This window comes from Achromobacter sp. 01N37 (assembly GCF_056399725.1).
Genome location: NZ_JBFTRX010000010.1, coordinates 173,317 through 191,610, shown reverse-complemented (window position 1 = coordinate 191,610; position 18,294 = coordinate 173,317). Strand labels below are relative to the sequence as shown.

Annotated in this window: 17 protein-coding genes; 5 read left to right on the top strand and 12 right to left on the bottom strand. The window is 61.3% G+C overall.

Features of this window, described 5'->3' with window-relative positions; all coding sequences use genetic code 11:
- The first annotated feature begins 33 nt into the window (after positions 1-33).
- Positions 34-750, top strand: coding sequence for a hypothetical protein (locus AC1DSJ_RS20970; RefSeq protein WP_441372065.1), 717 nt, complete (start codon positions 34-36; stop codon positions 748-750).
- Positions 751-842: 92 nt separating this feature from the next.
- Here AC1DSJ_RS20970 and AC1DSJ_RS20965 read toward each other — a convergent pair whose 3' ends face one another.
- The 3 genes from AC1DSJ_RS20965 to AC1DSJ_RS20955 all read right to left on the bottom strand — a co-directional run bounded on the left by AC1DSJ_RS20965 (position 843) and on the right by AC1DSJ_RS20955 (position 4,114).
- Entirely contained in the window at positions 843-1,871 is a 1,029-nt protein-coding gene (locus AC1DSJ_RS20965; protein WP_441372064.1) for an AraC-like ligand-binding domain-containing protein, read from the bottom strand.
- A gap of 47 nt (positions 1,872-1,918) precedes the next feature.
- On the bottom strand, positions 1,919-2,950 hold the full coding sequence (locus AC1DSJ_RS20960; RefSeq protein WP_175168507.1) for a DUF1254 domain-containing protein: 1,032 nt from the start codon (positions 2,948-2,950) through the stop codon (positions 1,919-1,921).
- A gap of 234 nt (positions 2,951-3,184) precedes the next feature.
- A complete protein-coding gene (locus AC1DSJ_RS20955; protein WP_254600394.1) occupies positions 3,185-4,114 on the bottom strand; it encodes a helix-turn-helix transcriptional regulator in 930 nt (309 codons plus the stop codon).
- 356 nt (positions 4,115-4,470) lie between these two features.
- On the opposite strand from AC1DSJ_RS20955, the gene AC1DSJ_RS20950 reads away from it, so the two are divergent.
- Positions 4,471-5,205 (top strand): SDR family oxidoreductase, encoded by a 735-nt coding sequence (locus AC1DSJ_RS20950; RefSeq protein WP_441372063.1) that lies wholly within the window; start codon positions 4,471-4,473, stop codon positions 5,203-5,205.
- Here the strand turns inward: AC1DSJ_RS20950 and AC1DSJ_RS20945 are convergent.
- From AC1DSJ_RS20945 to AC1DSJ_RS20930, 4 genes are all read right to left on the bottom strand, one after another.
- Positions 5,140-6,093 carry a LysR family transcriptional regulator gene (locus tag AC1DSJ_RS20945; RefSeq protein WP_441372062.1) on the bottom strand — a complete coding sequence of 318 codons (954 nt, stop codon included), beginning with the start codon at positions 6,091-6,093 and terminating at the stop codon, positions 5,140-5,142. The genes AC1DSJ_RS20950 and AC1DSJ_RS20945 overlap by 66 nt on opposite strands.
- A 31-nt stretch (positions 6,094-6,124) precedes the next feature.
- Positions 6,125-6,796, bottom strand: a complete 672-nt coding sequence (locus AC1DSJ_RS20940) for a lysozyme inhibitor LprI family protein (protein ID WP_342065714.1) — start codon at positions 6,794-6,796, stop codon at positions 6,125-6,127.
- Positions 6,797-6,924: 128 nt separating this feature from the next.
- Positions 6,925-7,713 (bottom strand): SDR family NAD(P)-dependent oxidoreductase, encoded by a 789-nt coding sequence (locus tag AC1DSJ_RS20935; RefSeq protein WP_441372061.1) that lies wholly within the window; start codon positions 7,711-7,713, stop codon positions 6,925-6,927.
- Positions 7,714-7,758: 45 nt separating this feature from the next.
- Positions 7,759-8,745: a Bug family tripartite tricarboxylate transporter substrate binding protein gene (locus AC1DSJ_RS20930; protein WP_054428025.1), complete on the bottom strand. Its 987-nt coding sequence runs from the start codon at positions 8,743-8,745 to the stop codon at positions 7,759-7,761.
- Between the two features lie 130 nt (positions 8,746-8,875).
- Between AC1DSJ_RS20930 and AC1DSJ_RS20925 the strand changes: the two genes are divergently transcribed.
- Together AC1DSJ_RS20925 and AC1DSJ_RS20920 are read left to right on the top strand one after the other, a co-directional pair.
- Positions 8,876-9,154 carry a hypothetical protein gene (locus tag AC1DSJ_RS20925; RefSeq protein WP_441372060.1) on the top strand — a complete coding sequence of 93 codons (279 nt, stop codon included), beginning with the start codon at positions 8,876-8,878 and terminating at the stop codon, positions 9,152-9,154.
- On the top strand, positions 9,151-10,071 hold the full coding sequence (locus AC1DSJ_RS20920) for a tripartite tricarboxylate transporter substrate binding protein (protein WP_441372059.1): 921 nt from the start codon (positions 9,151-9,153) through the stop codon (positions 10,069-10,071). The genes AC1DSJ_RS20925 and AC1DSJ_RS20920 overlap by 4 nt, the downstream gene beginning before the upstream one ends.
- A gap of 4 nt (positions 10,072-10,075) precedes the next feature.
- Here the strand turns inward: AC1DSJ_RS20920 and AC1DSJ_RS20915 are convergent, their stop codons facing one another.
- Together AC1DSJ_RS20915 and AC1DSJ_RS20910 are read right to left on the bottom strand one after the other, a co-directional pair.
- Positions 10,076-10,903 carry an alpha/beta hydrolase gene (locus tag AC1DSJ_RS20915; RefSeq protein WP_054428062.1) on the bottom strand — a complete coding sequence of 276 codons (828 nt, stop codon included), beginning with the start codon at positions 10,901-10,903 and terminating at the stop codon, positions 10,076-10,078.
- A 301-nt stretch (positions 10,904-11,204) separates the two neighbouring features.
- Positions 11,205-12,824, bottom strand: coding sequence for a methyl-accepting chemotaxis protein (locus AC1DSJ_RS20910; RefSeq protein WP_441372057.1), 1,620 nt, complete (start codon positions 12,822-12,824; stop codon positions 11,205-11,207).
- Positions 12,825-13,086: 262 nt separating this feature from the next.
- Here AC1DSJ_RS20910 and AC1DSJ_RS20905 point away from each other — a divergent pair, with 262 nt between their 5' ends.
- The gene (locus AC1DSJ_RS20905; RefSeq protein ID WP_054428022.1) at positions 13,087-13,377 is read left to right on the top strand and encodes a hypothetical protein; all 291 of its coding nucleotides are present in this window, start codon (positions 13,087-13,089) and stop codon (positions 13,375-13,377) included.
- 208 nt (positions 13,378-13,585) lie between these two features.
- On the opposite strand, the gene AC1DSJ_RS20900 is transcribed toward AC1DSJ_RS20905, so the two are convergent.
- The 3 genes from AC1DSJ_RS20900 to AC1DSJ_RS20890 all read right to left on the bottom strand — a co-directional run bounded on the left by AC1DSJ_RS20900 (position 13,586) and on the right by AC1DSJ_RS20890 (position 18,201).
- Entirely contained in the window at positions 13,586-15,247 is a 1,662-nt protein-coding gene (locus AC1DSJ_RS20900) for an arylsulfatase (protein ID WP_441372056.1), read from the bottom strand.
- A 327-nt stretch (positions 15,248-15,574) separates the two neighbouring features.
- Positions 15,575-16,645, bottom strand: coding sequence for an NAD(P)/FAD-dependent oxidoreductase (locus tag AC1DSJ_RS20895; RefSeq protein WP_441372055.1), 1,071 nt, complete (start codon positions 16,643-16,645; stop codon positions 15,575-15,577).
- Between the two features lie 101 nt (positions 16,646-16,746).
- Positions 16,747-18,201 (bottom strand): efflux transporter outer membrane subunit, encoded by a 1,455-nt coding sequence (locus AC1DSJ_RS20890; protein ID WP_441372054.1) that lies wholly within the window; start codon positions 18,199-18,201, stop codon positions 16,747-16,749.
- Positions 18,202-18,294: the final 93 nt, after the last annotated feature.

Genomic DNA, 18,294 nt, shown 5'->3' with positions numbered 1-18,294 from the left:
TTTACCGCAAGCCACTCGGCCTGGGCCGACAACATGCTGCCGGTCAGCCCCCTTTTGAAGAACGAAGGCGGCAGTTCCGATGCTTGGAATGTGAGTGTCAGCCCCTATATTTGGGCGTCCGGCATCCGAGGCAAGGTGGGGCAGTTCGGGCAGCCGCCGGCCAGGCTCAATTCCAGTTTCAGCGACGTCATGAGCGAGCTGGACCTGGCCTTCATGGGCGCGGTCGAAGCGCGCCACGGGCGCTTCAGCCTGTTGGGCGACGTAATGTACAGTCAGCTGTCCGCCGACGGCAGTACGGATTACGGCATTCTGAGCCGCAGCGTCGAGGTCAAGTCGAAGTCATTCTCTGGCTTTTTTGGCGCGGGATACACCGTGCTGGAAAGCGATAACGGGCATCTTGACGTCATCGGCGGCGGACGGCTCTGGTACGCCAGCACGGAAATCGCCTTGAAGGGCGGGGCGCTTGGCGGAAGAAGCCGAACCGACAGCGCAACCTGGGTGGATGCGGTGGCCGGGTTGCGCGGGCAATACGCCTTGAACGAGCACTGGTATCTGACCGGCTGGGGCGTTATCGGCGCAGGGCAAGCCAAGCTTGACTGGGACGCCACGGCGGCGCTTGGCTATCAGTTCAAGTCCAACCTGTCGGCGATGCTCGGTTACCGCGCGCTTGGCGTCAATTTCAATCGCAACGGCTTTGTGTACAACGTCGTCCAGCAGGGTCCGATTCTAGGATTCGCTTACCGGTTCTGACACGTCCGGCCGACACGCCCGGTCGACACGCTCGGCCGACAACCCCAGCCGACACACCCGGCCCATCATGGCGCCCGTGCCATTCGCTCTGCTTACGCCGCCCGCAACCCCGGGCTATGCGCGGCGAAATGCCGGGATAGCACATCGTTGCTGTCCACCGGCGGCGAGACGTTTCGGGCCCATTCACTGGCGTCTTCGGGGGCCACGCCAAAGCGTGCCACGAACGCCTTGCGAAAGCGTTGCACATCACGAATGCCGAAATCCGCCGCGACCTGGCTGACAGGGCGCGGTGCGCTCCGTGGGTCGACAAGGCGGGCGTAAGCGGCGTCAAGGCGCCGGTTCTTGATGGCATGGGTGACGCCGCCAAGGTCCGAAAAGATGCGATAAAGATGGGCCCGTGACACCCTGAATCGCTGCATGAGCAGATCTGGGCCCAGCGCGGGATCAGAGAGATGATCATCAATATAGGCAAGCGCACGCGCGCGCAGCGCCTGGCCCAACACGGATTTCGGCTCGTCTTGCATGGGCGCGGCGTCTGACAGACCCGCTGACAACAGGGTGACCAGCGCGTCTTGCACCGCGACGTCTTCGCTTGCGGAAAGTTGCCCCGCCACCGCGTGAAAGCCGCACAGGTAATCCACCAGCAGGCGCGTCATTGGATGGCCGGCCTGAAGCACGAAACCGTGAAGGTCGCGCTGGCCCAGCAGCTTGTCGATGCCGGCGCGTGGAATGGTCATGGCCAACCGTTCGCCGGCATCCACCTTGCATTCGTAAGGCCGGGCCAGATCAATGATGCATATGCCGCCCTGAGCCGCCATGACGTTGCGGCGGTCGAAGTCGCCGTGGATGGTGCCGGCGGTCAAGACATGGACCAGATAGTGATCGAGCCCGCTGCGGGCAATGGTGGGCTTGTCCCGCTTGTAGCGTTGCGCGTTGAAGGTGGTTGAACCCAGCGTCAAACCGCCAAGATGACGCAGCCGCATGCTGCCTTCCAGCGTGGCCGTGCCGTCCGTCGAAGCGGGGGAGGTCTCGCAAAAGGGCCGCGTGACCTCGCGCCAGTATTCGTCACGCAAGGCAGGCTCGATTGCGTCGGTGGAAATGAACGTTTCTGGGCAGCTCATGGTGACGTCTTACCTTGCTTCGCGTGGTGTGCAACGATAACCGACGGCTACGGCTGGGCCTGCGGCTGCGGAAAGCGCCATTGACCATTCAGGATGCTGGCGTCCGGCTGATACAGCCTGACCGTATAGTTCCAACCCGGCGTGATGGGCAGGCAATTGGCGATTTTGCCATCGCAGCCGCCGAACTGAATGGTAATGGAACCGTCCTGGCTCTTCTTGGCAGTCAGGTTATTGATCGAATAGGCGTCGTACGCATTCTTCTGGAAGTAGCCGTCCGCGTTGTAGACGCTAACCGACCAGAAGCTCTTGACCGGCACCTGGCCCACGTGCAGCCGATACACGGTCTTGCCATCATTTTGGGGAATCGCGCCGCTAAGGTAGGTGGCGTCTTTGCTGGGATTGCCGCCCCAGCCCGTGGCTGTGCCGAGCAAATGCTGAATCGGGTCCACCGCGTCTTTCGTGCCAAACGCCAGGTTGTAGTCGGGAAGCGTCGAACCCAGAACGAGCAGGGCGTCGCGCATTTTTTTCTGGCTGGCCTGATCCCATTTCGGCACCACGAATTCGCCGGGCTTGGCCTGGGTGACCTTCATGGCGTCTTGCAGCTGGTGAACCTGCTTCAGGTCTTTGGGATCGGTGGGATCGACAAGCGTGCGGATCGCCACAAACACATAGCGCGTGCCGATGTCCTTTTTGGTCAGCGTATGGCTGCCGGCGCCGTAATACACGGCGGGCACATAGTGGTTCTCGTCAACGACCTGCATCGACATGAATCGCTGGCCGGCCTGCGGCAGCTGGACCGTGACAGGCCCGGCATCCAGATCAAACACGGCCGACGAGTACAAGGTGTCGCGGTTCATGCGGATGACGTTCTGCGCGTCAATGGGCACCGGTTCGCGGCTATGAACAAACTTGCCCAGGCCACCGTCGGCCACCATCTTGCCCATGTAGAGATCGGATTCGGCACGGACGAAATTATTGACGCCCACGGGCACTGCCGCATCGGGGGCGGGCTGGGCGTGTACGTTTGCAAAGGTGGCCAGCGTCAGGGTGGCGATGCTGGACGCGGATAGATAACGCATGTGAATCCTTGTTGAGGTAAGTCCGTTCCATTGCGCGGCGGCTGGCGTCTCGGGTGCGTAGCGCGGCACGTTGCGCCGGCAGGGCACGGCGTCGGATGCGCCGGACTCTACTGGACGGCGGCGTGGCTGGCTTGCCTTTCGATGCCAAAATCAATGGCGGATCAAGGCGCTGAATACGTTGGGCATGGGCATAGGCATGGGCGCAGTCCCGCGCCCTACCTTGCGCCGAACAGGTTACGCGGCCGCGGCGCGAAATTGTGTTGGGGTATTCCCCGTCCAGCGTTTGAACGCGCGCGTGAAGTGGGCGGGGTCGCTGTAGCCGACCATGTAGGCGATTTCGGTGGCCGAATATCTGCGCAGGGCAATCAACCGCAGCGCCTCGCTGCGACGCGTCTCGTCGCGCAATGCCTCGAAGTCGACGCCGGTGGATTTCAGGCGCCGCTGTAGCGTCCGGGCAGACGTGCCGATCTCTTTGGCCACCGATCCGAGCTTGATTTCAACCTGGTCCGACATGCGGTCGACAAGCAGGCTTGCGGTAGCGATCGTCGATTGCAACGCTTGCGTGATCGTTCGTGCGTCGTCCGTCAAATGCTTCAGCGGGCGCTCCAGCAGGTCGCGGTCGAACTCGATCATGTCGTATTCGGCGCCGGTTTCGATGTTCGGGCCCAGGGCGGCTTCAAGCGCGTCATCGCCCCGGGTTCGTGCCGTCTTTAAATGCACGCGTATCGCGGACGGTTCACCCGCCATGAGCGGCACCTTGCGCAGCACGGCCAGGCTTCCATAGATGAATTGGCGGGGATCTGCCTCCAGCTGCCCGGTGAATTGGTGAATCAGCCGGGTCTTGCGGCCTTCGGTGACGATGTGGACGTGTCCGCCTTGATGCAGCATTTCTGAGTTGGCCGCGGCCCGGGCGCATGCCTGCGCCACATTTTCCGAGCGCAGCACCAGATGCCCCCATGCGCCCAATGAAGGCAGCGCCATCAAGCGGCCCACGTGGGCTCCCGCGAACGGGTCCTGCGAAATAGCCGCCATCTCGTTGGCAATGCGAAAGCACATCGCGCGGGGAAACCAGGTATCGGGCGTCTGGAAAATGTTCGGCGACACACCCACGCGCTGGAAGAACTCAAGCGGGGAAACGCCCCGGCTCGCCAGGTAGGGAGCCATGTGCAAAAAGCTTCGAAGCTTGATCAAGGGGGCGGGATTCTGCATGGCATTCAGTGATACCGGCAGTCAACTCGCGGGCCGATTCACCCCCAGAAACCTGCGCTGCCCGATGTCGTTTGTGATTGAAATCGTTGCCGAATTTACACCGCGGCCCCGGGAAGGATGCGCAAGAATTGGCCGGCTGAGACAGATCGGCATGAATAATGAGACATTTTTCGCTTTGGCCTCGTCGGTGGCGTTTGGGCCAAGGCGCGCCGCATCGGAAACACCGATACCCCCATCGAACATTCCTGCTGGCACCCAGCAGGGCGTCGCGCCACCATCGCTCATTCCAAACACCTATTCAAGGAATGAGCATGGGCAACAGTCTTGCAGGACAACGCGTTGTGGTCGTGGGCGGTAGCTCGGGCATGGGGCTGGCGGTCAGCGCGCAGTTGCTGCGCCGGCATTGCGACGTGCTGATCGTGGGCCGGTCGCGCGACAAGCTTGACGCGGCGCGCGAGCAGTTAGGCGCGTTTGGCGACCCGCACCTGCATCAAGTGGATGTGACGAGCGAGGAGCAAGTGCAGCGTTTTTTTGAAGCATCCGGCCCCGTGGACCATGTGGTGTGCACCGCAGCCGACATACGCGGGGCGTACGAGTTGCTGCCGGAATTGTCCTTGGACGCGCTGGACCGCGCCATCCGCTCGAAGGTCGTCGCGCCGATCTTGCTGGCCAAACATGGGGCCGCGCGTATGCCCGCGCACGGCTCCATGACGTTGACGTCGGGCATCGCCGCCTACCGGCCCCGGCCGAAGGGCGTTGCCGTGGCGGCGATCAATGCCGCGCTGGAAGGGGTGGTGCGGGCAATGGCCATCGAGCTTGCGCCGTTGCGGGTCAACGCCGTATCGCCGGGGTGGGTCCGTACGCCGATCTGGAATGACGTGGCCGGCGCTGACAGTGAAACGCTCTTGGCATCGATGGCCGAACGGCTTCCGGTGGGCAGAGTCGGCACGGGCGACGATATCGCCGACGCCATCGTCTTCTTACTTGGCAACGGCTATACGACCGGCACCGTGCTGCACGTGGATGGCGGGCATCGGCTGGTCTGAGCGTGTTGCCGCCAGCCGGATCATGTCAATAAACGCGGCTACATGACGCGCGGGCGTTTGCTGCACGGTAAGCAGGCAGATGGGAAGGCCGTCTCCGCTTGTCAGCAACGGCCGCCACGCGACGCGCGCCGCCGTCGCGGCGGGCTCCATGGCCATCTGCGGCAAGATCGACACCCCAAGGCCCGCGGCCACCATCTGCATCAAGGCGGGCACGCTGTCTGCAACGCCGCGAATGTTGGGCCTGACGGGCGCTTCCTGCAACAGGGCCTCCAGGTATTCGCGATACCGGCAGCCTTCCATCGTGACAATCAGCGGAAAGGCCGCAAGCGATTCTGGGCTGATTTCATCTGCCTGGCTGAGGGGATGGCCCGGGGGCAGCACGACCACCGGCAGGTCTCGCGCGATGACTTCCACGCGCAGCTTGGCGTCGTTCGCCGGCCAGCCGTGTACCAGCCCCAGATCGGCCGTTCCATCGAGCACGGCCTGGGCCGTCGCCATGGAGTTTCGTTCCTGCACGGCGACCTGCGTGTCGGGATACCTGCCCGCAAAGTGCAGCAGTTGCGGCACCAGCACGCTGGTGCACAAGGTCTGCGGTGCGGCGACTCTTATCGCGCCGGGGGTGTCGCCTACGGCGTCGCGCACCTCGCGCAAGGCATCATCGGCCAGGGCAAGCAGCTCGCGCGCGCGAATGGCCAATTGCTGTCCGGCCGGGGTGAGTTGCAGGCGGTTGTTCTGGCGGTTGAACAGCGTCTGGCCGACGCTTTCTTCCAGCGCCCGAATCTGCTCCGTCACGCTGGGTTGCGACAGGTGTACCCGTTTGGCGGCCTGGGTGAAGTTCAACGTTTCCACTGCCGCGATGAAGATCTTCAGTTGCCGTAGTTGAAACATGTGAAACCCCCACAGACCGATGGTGATGGGATCAGTGCACCGCGAACCAGTCGCGCGCCAGGCTGCCGTTCATGCCGCAGAAGGGCGGGCCGAAACCGTCTTCTTCGACACCAGCGGGCGGCGTTACGGTGGTCACCAGCACGGCGCCACGACGCTTCAGCGACAGGACCCAGGGCGGGCCGTCTTGATAGGTGACTTTCAGGGTGTCGCCGGACGCCACCGCGTTGCCGCTCAGGTCGCAGACCCAGCGGCCGGTGTAGGGCCGCGACGAGTTGGCCTCCACGAACAGCTTGCCATCGGCGGCTTGCGTGATCTTGATTTCACCTTCGATGTTTTTCCACGAACCGACAAAGCCGGCTGGCGGCTGCGGATTGATCGACTTCAGAAAATCCAGCCGATGCCGCATGCTGGTGCTGATCTCTTTGAACGGCGTGCTTCCGGTGTAGGGTTCGGCATAGATGTCGTCACGCACGCCCAGGTAATAACGCTGGTCAGCCGTTAGCGATTTGGCCGCCTCGGCGTCAAGCTTGCCCCGCACGGCCTTGTATTGCTGCGCCATGGCCGCGTCTTGGTCGCCCAGGACCAAATTGCCGCATAGGGATTTTTCGACCGGAGTCGTCGCCTTGGCGCAGTTGAAGGAGGGGGCAGCCGCAGCGCTGCCTGCCACGGCCAGCGATGCAGCAAAGACCAGACGACGAATCATGGTGGGTAGCTCTCAGGATGATGTGCGCGTTCAGCCAGCCCGTCCGCGCCGAGATAATCGCGCAGTTTACCGGCCTGATCTGCATTCATCCAGAGCAGGGTTTGGATTGGAATCAGCCCTTACCCGTTTTACGCGTCGTATAGATTGCTGAGCGACGCTTTGAGAAAGCCGCCGTCCACCACGATGTCTTGCCCGTTAACGTATAGAGACGCGTCGCTGGCAAGAAAGGCTACCGCTTGCGCGATGTCTGCGGGAAGGCCGATACGCCGTGCGGGGATGCGTGAAACGCGCTTTTGCAGCACGGATTCATCGCGGTAGTGCCGTTCGGATAGCGGCGTGCGGATCATCCCGGGGCTGATGGCGTTGGCGCGGATGCCGCGCGGGCCCCATTCGACGGCCATTTGGCGAGTCAGGGCCTGTAACGCCGCCTTGGTCGTGCCGTAGGCGCCGAGCCGGGTTGGCGACTGGGCCGATATCGACGCCACGTTGATGATGCTGCCCGCCTGTTGGTCCCGCATCAAGGGAAACACGGCTTGCGCGCACAGCAGGGCGCCGCGCAGATTGACGCGGAAGATGCGGTCCCACAGCTCGATCGAAAATTCCTCCAGGCCGACCGGCGCCGCGCTGATGGCCGCATTGTTGACAAGCACGTCGCACCGGCCGAAGCGCACGAGAACCTGCCTGGCCATGTCGGCAACCGAGTCGGGGTTGGAGATATCGCAGCGCACGTTCAGCACGCCATCCGTGTCGGGGGTGGTGTCGGGCGCATTGATATCCACCTGCGCCACGGCTGCGCCCATCGTGCGCAACTGCTGGCATATGGCCAGCCCGATGCCGCCGGTGGCGCCCGTGACCACGGCCACGCGGCCCTGCAAAGCGTGGTGAGAAAAAGGGGGAGCAGAGTAGGGCATGTCCATACGTTTTACCTGATGACAAGAGGGGGCAACGGAGTGTGCGCAGGCCTACTTGTTCTTCAGGTCAGCCACGTTTGCCAGCCCTTGCCAGATGACGGCGTCGCGCTTGATGGAAGACGCGAACTCTTGCGCCGACAGGTTTGCAGGCACGATCATGTTCTGGCCTTCAATTTTTTCGCGGACGTCTGGGGCGTGCTGCGCGCGGTAGATCTCGGCGTTGAGCCGGTCGATGATCTCGGGCGGCGTTCCCGCCGGGGCAAACACGCCGTACCAGCCGTCCGCTTCAAAGGTGTAGCCTTGCTCGGCCAGGGTCGGCACGTCCATCGTGGCGGGCCAGCGCCGGGAACCCGTCTGCCCCAGCGCAACCAGCTTGCCGCTGCGCATGAACGGAATCGGCGAAGCAATATCCATGAAGCCGACGCTGATGGTGTTGGCGATCAGGTCGGTGCTTTCAGTGACCAATTGCTTGTAGGGAATATGGGGCATGTCCAGACCGTAATGGGCCTTGATGCCTTCCATGGCCAGGTTGCCGGATGAGCCGGTACCCCACGACCCGTAGGCGAGCTTGCCGGGGTTGGCCTTGGCATAGGCGACCATGTCCGCCAGGTTCTTGAAGCCGGTGCTGGGGTTGGCGACCAGCAAAATCCCCGCCGCCCCGACTTGAGCGATGGGGAGCAAATCCTTTTCCGTGTCGTAGGGTATCGACGGCAGCACAACGGGGTTCAGCAGGATGGCGGACGAGGGCGCGAACAGCAGCGTGTAGCCATCGGCCGCAGCCTTGGCCACCGTGTCGCACGCGATCATGCCGTTCGCGCCCGGCTTCGATTCCACAACCACCGGCTGCTTCAGGGCCTTGGACAGGAACGGGGAGATCAGGCGGGCAAAAATGTCTCCGCCCGCGCCGGGCGATCCGGCGACGACAAGCCGAATAGGGCGCTCGGGCCAGTTGCTGGGGGCGGCAAAGGCGTTGACACCCAAGCCCATCAGCACGCCGCCAAGCAGCACGGCGCGCCGCGTCAGAAATGAGGGGTTCATTTCATTGTCTCCAGAATTTTTGAATTATTAGGAAGCTCTAAATTCTAGGTAGCGTGACCGGATTGCCTATAGCTGAAACCGCAGATCAGAACTGCACGAAGCGACAGAGTCATGGATACGGCCGTGGCTAATGGCACTTGCCGTGTGCTGCATTTTTTGCAGGAGACTTCTTCAGGATGTGGGGGGAATTGGTGAGCGGGCGATCGATACACTTTCGGCGAGACAACTGAAAAAGAGCAAAACATGCCATTCGCCATTCGCCGCCGCGCGTGCTCTGGTCGTGCAGGATTCGGTGTTGCAGGATTCGGTCGCGCAGGATTCGGTGTTGCTGCATTCGGAGTCGCAGGATTCAGTCGCGCAGGATTCGGTGTTGCAGCATTCGGTATTGCCGCATTCGCCAGCGCATTGAGCGCACTGTTCCCGGTTGCCGCTGCCGCCGAAACGAACTATCCGTCGAAACCCATCCGGCTCGTCGTTCCGTATCCCCCAGGCGCCGCCACCGATGCAATTTCGCGCGCATTCGCCCAACAGTTGGGGTCGATCATGGGGCAGACCGTGGTGGTCGAGAACCGGCCCGGCGCCGGTTCGGCCATTGGCATTCAGGCTGTCAAAAGCCGGCCCGCCGACGGGTACACCTTGCTGGTCCATGCCGAAGGTTTCTACAGCGCCAAGTTCACAACGCCCGGCGCGGGCTACGAGTTCTCGGACTTTGAAATTCTTGCGCCGCTAGCCCAGAGCAGCTACGCCTTCATCGTGCCCGCCGACTGGGGCTGGAACCGGCTTGACGACCTGAAGGGCTTGAAGCGGGAATTGGATATCGGCACCGCCGATCTCGGCGTGGGCACCTATTCCACGCTGGCGGCAAGACTGGCTTCCGGGCTGGGCGCGACGTATCGCGCCATTCCGTTCAAGGGCGGCGCGGAAGGGCTTACGGCAATTCTTGGCGGCCAGATTGATGGCTACTTCACCACGATTGGAACCACGCAGAGCGTCAAGGACAATCCGCATGTGAAAGTGCTGGCCTACACGGGCCGGCCGGGAAGCACCAGCCATCTGCCCGGCGTCAAAACGTTCGCCGAACTCGGCGTGCCCGACATGGTGTTTCACAGCAGCTACAGCGTGGCCGTGCGCACCGGCATTCCCGAGCCGGTGAGGCAGCAGCTGGCGAATTTCGTCCGGCAGGCCGCAACGTCTGAAGCGATGGACAAGGCGCGGCGGGATCTTTATCTGGATGCCTACCGCGGCAGCCTGGAAGACTACAAGCAAGAGCTCATGCGCTTGGCCCATGATTTTGAAGCAAGCGCAAAAGAGCGGAAAAACGAATGACGGGTTAGCGCACCGGCAGCAGATACGTCAGACCTTGCATGAAGCCACGCGGCGCGACAGTGAGATGGTCTTCATTGTTCAGGACCTCTGACTTCAGCTTCAAGCTGGGATACCGCCGGGTCTGCAACGCCTTCTCAAGCGCCAGGTTGTCGGCGACCATATCTACGGTTTGGTTGTAGCGCTTGTCCCCTTTGCGCAGCGCCTCATACTCGCCGACATACAGATAGATATTCGCCGCCAGGTCCTGATGCTGCTTGGCGTAGCGCGCCTCAAGCTTCAAAGCGTGCCGCTTGTCATACCAAAGAGACGGACTGCCAAGAATATAGCTGTTGAACAGGCCGGGCTCGGTGAAAAGGATCTGTGTGGCAAGCAGGGCGCCGTAGGAATGGCCGTAGAAAATGGCGTTGGCCGGATCGGTGCGATATCGCTCAGTGACGAAGGGCTTTACCTGATCGCGCAGATAGTCTTGATAGGCGCGCGCTTGGCCATGGACGGCATTGGCAGGCGCGGTGCTTGGGCCGTTCGGGGTTGGGGTGTAGTCACGTTGTCGGCTGACCCCGCCGTCCTCACCCTTTGCATAAGACAGGCCGACAAGAATGAATTCCTCAATGCGTGGCCCTTCAACGTTCAGGCGGCGCGCCAACTGCCGGATGATCGGGAACGCATAGTCGGCATCGGTCACATACAGCACCGGGTAGCGCCGTTGCGGCGATTTCGCATACGACGGCGGCAACGCCACAAACACCTGGTAGCCGCGGCCCGACACCGGGTCGGGCACGTCCCATACTTCACTATCGGCGATCTCGTAGGGCCGGCCTTCGCCCGGCTGCACTTTGGGCGGCGGCCGGGTTTGGGCTTGCGTTGGAGCGACGGGGAGACTGACGTTGGCGATCAGGGCAATCAGTAAGGCGTTCAGAAAACGTGGTCGCATGTGAAGGTGAGGGCGTCGCCGGCGAAGGGGAGAGATAATAATTATGGCATTCAGACTGCAATATCACCGTTGAATTGCAGTCTGAATGCACGCCTCTGCGCCATTGTGTAAATGCAGTCTGAGTGCACGCCGCATGCCCGCTTGTAATTGCAGTCTGAATGCACGCCTGGAATGCACGCCTCAGCGCCATTGAGCCGGATGATCAGGTCAACATCAGCGCGCCTCGCTCGCGCGGCATGGTCGCATCATCGCGACGTGTGGCGTCCTCGCTCAACCGGAAAACCCCAACCGCTTTCACCAATGCATGGGCTTGATCCTGCATGGAACCCGCCGCCGCGGCGGCCTCTTCAACCAGCGCGGCGTTTTGCTGGGTTACCTCGTCCATCTGCGAGACGGCGCGGTTAACTTGCTCGATACCGCTCGCTTGTTCTTGGGATGCCGCAGCGATCTCGCCCATGATGTCCGTCACACGCTTCACTGAAGCAACCACTTCCTGCATCGTGCTGCCTGCGTTTTCCGCGTGTTCCGCACCCTCGGCCACTTTGCCCACGGACGCTTCGATCAACACCTTGACCTCGCGAGCGGCCTGCGCACTGCGTTGCGCCAACGACCGCACCTCGCCCGCGACGACCGCAAAGCCCTTGCCCTGTTCGCCCGCCCTGGCCGCTTCAACGGCGGCGTTCAGCGCCAGGATGTTGGTTTGGAATGCAATCCCATCAATGACCGAAACAATCTCGGAAATCTTGCGCGAACTGGCAGAAATATCCCCCATCGTGCTCACCACTGCCGACACGACGGCGCCGCCCCGCTGGGCGATTTCGGAAGCACTTGCCGCCAATTGATTGGCCTGACGCGCGTTGTCAGCATTTTGTTTGACCGTCGACGCCAGTTCTTCCATCGATGCTGCGGTTTCTTCCAGCGACGCGGCCTGCTCCTCCGTCCGGCTGGACAAGTCTGTGTTTCCGGCTGCGATTTGCCCCGAAGCGCTGGAAATGGTTTCTGACCCCGCGCGAATAATCCGAACAGCGCCGGCCAGCTTCTCCTGCATGTCATGCAGCGCGCGCATCAGCCGGCCGGTTTCATCCAGGGTGTTGGCGTGGATGGGCTTGCCCAGGTCGCCACGCGCTACGGTTTCCGCCACGGTGACGGCTTGAGCCAGCGGCACGGTAATCGACTTGCTTACCTTCCACGCAAAAAATCCGCCCAGCACGACGGCCAGGCCCGACAGCATCAGATTCATGCGACCCGCGCCTTCGATGACCTGCTGGCTGGCGGCGGCAGCGTCCGCCATCTCGATAGATTGAATCCGGGAAATCTCGATAATGCGGTCTTGCAGGCTGTCCAGAATCGGCAGGGTTTCTTCCAGCAAGCGCTGGCGAGCGGCATCGCGCTCACCACCCTTGAGCAGTGCACCCACTCCCAGGAATGACTTCACATAGCGGCCGCGCACCTCTTCCAACAACCGCAACTTCTGGCGTTCATCGTCGGTATCGAACAACGGCCGCATCGTGGCAAGCGCCTGATCAATGACTTTCCGATTCGTGTCGATGCGGGCCAGCAACGGTTCGGTGGCGCGGGGGTCCGTGTTGACGATGAGTTCGAGATTCGTGCGCGCATTGGCGCGCGTCGTGACATCAATGGTGTTGATGGCATTCGCTTTGGCCCACGTCTCTTGCGTGATCGCCCGGTTGATGCCGCCGATGTGAGTCAGCTCGTACTGAGACAGGCCAGTCAGCGCCAGTAATAGCGCGAGTACGACGCCAAATCCCAGCGTCAGCCGGGTTCCGATGGATAGATTGCCAATAGTGAAGCGCGAGAGCATGAATTTGTATTACGTCTAAGGGAAAACCCGAGTATAAAATTCATGACACATTAAGCAACGAATTTGTAATGAAAGTTTGCGATTGCACAATAGGACGAAAGATTGCCTGGCTGCCTGAGCCTTCTCGAAATCCTGGAACGCTTGAAAGTGGTGAAATTTCCCAAGTCGTCGGGAGCCTGCGCCTGCGCATGGGTCAACATCCGTGGCGGCTGACCCTGAGCAACGTAAAATGTCGGGTCTTCAGCCTTTACATGCTTTCCTAATGAACCTTGACCGACTGCGTCGCGAATTTCCCGACTACGACATCACAACCCTGCCGACCATACCCGAAGGGTATGTCGACGCGTCGAGCTACATCGATGCGGCTCCTTCATTCGAGAACGCGGAGCGCGGTTTGAAAGTGTTTGTTGACTACGCCAACTACGCTGACCGCGAATCCGGCCGTAGCCAGCGCTTCTGCGTTTCGCGCTACGACGAGGAAGCTGGCGACTACGAGGACGTTGACCTGTCGACCAACGATTGGGACGAAGTCATTCGCTTCCTGAGCGCCTGAGCGCCTGAACGCTGGTGCGATAACGGATGCAATAGAAGTCACTGCACCGGCATAACCCCCCGCGCGTTACGCGCTTAGGTGCGTCGTGGGGAACCATGCCGTCGCCGGGGTCGAAGCGCTCGGCTGGGTTTGGCCGGGTTCGCCGGTTGCGCGGCGGATCAGATGGCCTGCGGCCGCCCGATCCGGTCCACGCAATGCAAACGCCGCGTTAGTTCCCCGACGGCATTGGCAGACTGAAGCCTTCTTTGGCCAGACCGTCCCGTATGTGCTGGAAGCGCTCGTACTGTGAGAGGGTGATCGGCCCGTCATAGACCTCGCTTTGGGCCTTGCGCGGGGGGTACTTCACATACGTCTTCATCAGGTCGGCGGCGGCCGCGTTCATCGAGACGATTGTCCATGTGCGTTCCGTGACATTGCTCATGAAGATGTCGTAGCGCTCTTGGGGGTCCGCCCACAAGTCAAATACCTGCGGAACGGCCGCGACATATGACTCAGCGCCTTTCCAGCCCAGGTTGGTGTCAACGGCCAGGCCTCCCGTTTTCACGCCGTCGTCGCCTCGAAGATTGAATACCGCCTTGTAGTTGCCAACGCGAATGGCGCCCGGAGACAACTCGTTTTCCGTGAAATAGAACCACGACTTCCGTTCAGATTTGCCCGTGCCGAACAGCACCGGCGACATGTCGTAGCTATCGAACACAATAGGCTTTTCAGCCCGATCGTTAACGGGCAGTTTGATGCCCGCCATCGACGCGAAGGTTGCCATCAAGTCAAGGCCGCCCAAGATGCTGTGGTCCGTCGACGCGGGCGCGATCTTGCCCGGCATCCAGGCGATGGCGGGAACGCGATTGCCACCTTCGCGAACAGTGCCCTTGGTACCACGGAAGGGGGTGTAGCCCGCATCGGGGTAGACGTCCTGCCACGCGCCGTTGTCGGTGGTGTAGAAGACCAATGTGTTCTTGTCCAGGCCCAACTCTCGAACTTTGTCCATGATCCGCCCGATCCGCGCATCCAGCTCTACGACCGAATCTGCATACTTGCTCTTGGACATCGACTTACCCTTGTAGTCGGGGTCCGGCATATTTGGCTGGTGGACCTTCATGAAATTGATGTTCATGAAGAACGGCTGCTCGGAATTAGCGTTGCGGTCCAGATACTCAAGCGAGGCCTTTTCAACGTAGCGGTCGAAGAAGGGGATACCAACCACGCCTTCCTTGCCGTTCACGACGGGCGTATCGACGTACTGGCCATTGATCTTGAATTCCTCGCGCGCCGTTTCACCGGCGTTGCCCGACAGGGCGCCGCGTGTCACCTTCTGGAACATCGCGCGGAGTTCAGGGTCCATATCCGGGAACCAAGTTGGATCCGCATAGGTATAGGCATTGAGATGGTATAAGCCGGCGTATTTCATCTCGTCGTAGCCTTGGGCGTTTGGCAACGAGTAGTCCGCTTCGCCCAGGTGCCATTTTCCGCTGAAGAAGGTCTTGTAGCCGCCCGTCTTCAGCACTGACGCCAACGTCCATTCCTCCTTAGGCAAGCCTCCGCCTTGTCCTTGGAACGCGACCGTCGTCATGCCGCTGCGATTTGGGATGCGGCCGGTTTGCATGGCAGCGCGCCCGGGCGTGCAACTGGGCTGCGCATAGAACGAGAAGAAGGTCATCCCCTCTTTGGCAAGCCGGTCGATATTAGGAGTTGGCATTCCGCGTCCTACACCGCCACCGTAGGGGCCGAGGTCACCGTAGCCCGTGTCGTCCGATACGATCAGAATGATGTTTGGTTTGCGCGGTTCCTGCGCTATCGAGGGTGTAGAGAAAACCGCTGTGGCTATAAAAAGCGCAGCAGCACCCGAAGAAAATGCTCGTTTGGTCGTCATCTTCAACTCTCCGCTGAAAGATAATTTAATCGACCGCACGAAGCTTCAAACCGCGCGGCGCACATGGCATACGGGTTTACTTTGGCATACGTACTGGAGTTCAAAGGCAGGCACTATCGCGCCCTTGAGTCGGACTTATTTTCACCTTCTCTAAAGCGCTGTCAATCGGGATATGCCGCTGGAATGCGGAGCGTGCAAGCCATTTGATCCGTCCGCACCGGCGTGATCGCACTACACCTCGAACCCACGCCGTGCCATGTGACGCGATGCCCGACGTCACGAAGTGCTGGCAGGGGACCCGACGCGTTTGGACGAACGCCTGCGTCCCTACGCTTGGAAGAATCGATGGGGACGGCAGGGTTCAAGGGCGCGTGATTGCTTGCCTTCCAGGATTTCCTCGCTGGCAAGACGGCCCACGATTGCCGCCAGCGTAACGCCGGGGTGCATGGCGCAAACGTATACGCCGGCGATTTTGGGTAAAAAACCAATGATAGGGACGCCATCGGCAGGTATGGGTCTGTACCCCACGCAGGCCACTTCCGGAGCAAGGTCAGCAACGCCATGGAGTTCGTTCTGAATCGCCTTGGCCGTTCGTCGCGCGATCGCTGCGGGCTGGTTTTCCACGGTGTCGTCCACGTAATCTTCCGCCGCCAGCAACGCGCCGTCTGAACTTTGCCTGACTTCCATTTCCGAGTTGGAGATCAAGGTTTGGACAAGGTTGCCGGGTGACTGATAGCGAATGAAAATCGCAGGAGACGCTTCTATCGGAAGCGGCACTTCAAGCATCTCGGTCAGCTTCGTGATGCCTGTTCCGGCTGCCAGTACGACGATATCGGCCTCGATGATGCCGTTGGAGGTGTTTACTCCCGTCACCGCATCGTGGTGTGCAAAGCCGAGTACGCGTGTGTGAGTCAGAACCTTGGCCCCATGCGCCTGGGCGCCTGCGATCAACGCATGCGTGGCTTGCACCGCGTCCAGCGCCCCTTCGCCGGCAGCGTACGAAGCAGATTCCGGAGGATGCTTGAGGTTCGGCTCCAGGTCGATAATCTGCGACCGGGACACCCCATTTTTCGAAGCCGGGTTAGCCGATCCCGGGAACGCTTCTGTGGAGCTCGCGCGGTAGGACAAAGCCCCTGTCCATCGGACTTTCAGGTCAGGCAGCTGCGTTTCGAGCCGACGGTATTCGGCAATGGCAGCACCGCGCAATGGCGCGATGGGGTCGGCTTCGCCGTGTGTGGCGTTGATCCATGCGAACGAGGTTCCGGTTACGCCTGAGGCGACACCGTCCGCCTCAACCACGGTGACCGTCGCGCCTTTACGAGCCAAGTGATACGCCAGTGACGCGCCCACGATGCCAGCACCGATGACGACGACGCGTTTGTCCAGATCGTTTCCCACTGCAACCTCTGTTCTATGGATCAGGGGTGGATGGTACACAGCGGGGATGTTTTATGACATGAGCACCAGACGGTTCGATGACGCCGTTCAGCGACGACTCGTTAAAGTGGCCGCGCGTCGGAAGAGGGCTCCCAACCACCGCCCAGCGCTTTGAATGCGGCGACTGCCGCGCGCGCCGCGCCTGTCTGCGCCTGAACGCGATTATCGGAGGCGCGAAGCAAGCTGTCGTCGGCTTGAAGGACTTCAATAAGGCTTACCACGCCTTTCTCGTACGCCGCAAACGAAGCCGTGCGCGCTCGCGTCAGAGAATCCACCCCACGGGCAAGCACGCTGGCTTGGTCCTCGCGTTTGACCAGCGCCGACAAGGCGTTTTCCACGTCCTCGGTCGCATGCAGTACGGCAACCCGATAGGCAGCCAGCATTTCCGCTTCTTGCCCCTTGGCCAATTCGATCTGTGCGTTGATGCGTCCGAAGTCGAAAAGACGCCAGCGCAAGCCCATGACGCCGGCAGATTGGCTGGCGCCACTGGTGAACACGTTGCCGCCCGAAAGGGACGTCGCGCTGCCGATCAATCCACTGAGAGAAAACTTGGGGTAGTACTCGGCAATGGCGATACCGATACGAGCATTCGACGCGGCCAGCCTGCGTTCAGCCACGATCAGGTCAGGCCGGCGTCTTAGCAAATCTCCGGGCGAACCCATGGCGCCGATTTGCGGGGGCGTGGGAATGCCTGGTGCGGATGCCAACTCCGTGCGATGGGTGCCGGGTACCGCTCCAAGTATTACGTCGAGCGCGTTCATGGCCGCGTTCAACCCGTCGTCAAGCACCGGCAGGGATGCCTGAACTTGAGCTAAAGCGCCCTCGGCTTGCTGAACTTGAAGCTCCGCCGCCAAGCCCTTGCCGTAAAGCAGCTTGATCGTTGAAAGCAATTTTTCCTGCGTTTGCACCTGGCGACGGGCCACGTCAATGCGGGTTTGCAGCCCGCGGATGCTGATGTAGATGTCAGCCGTCTGGGCGGCGACGGCCAATCGTGTTGCGGTGGCGGCGGCTTCCGAGGCCTGGTATTCGGCCAGCGCCGCTTCTTGTCCACGGCGCAGCCCGCCGAACACATCGATCTCCCAGCTTGCATTGAGATTTGCCTCATAGGCATTGCCGTAGCGGTCAAAATCCGGCGTGGAGTTCAATACTTGCCCGAGGGGCGTTTCAACTGACTGGTAGGTTCTGGCAGCCTGGCCACTGACGCCGCCCGAGGGCAGAAGGGCGGCGTTGGCCGCGCCGAGCCCCGCGCGCGCCTGTCTGACGCGGGCCGCCGCTTGCGCCAAGTCCAGGTTCTGATCCAACGCCAGCTCGACATAGTGCGCCAGCTGGGGATCGCCGAACGCCGTCCACCAAGTGGCAACGTCGGCCCTGGCGTCGGCGTGCCGCTGGTCCACCGCAGGCTGACCGAGGTACGCGGCAGGCAGGGACGTGTCTGGCCGGACGTAGTCGGGGCCGACAGCACAACCCGCCAAGGTGATGGCGGTGGTCAGAATGGCGAGCGAACGAGTAGGAAGCATGGACTTCTTCTGAGGCAGAAGGAACGAAAGAGGAGTGACTATAATACTAAACGGTCACTCGTTGTCGACTTTTTAGCAGGGGGGTAAGCTTCA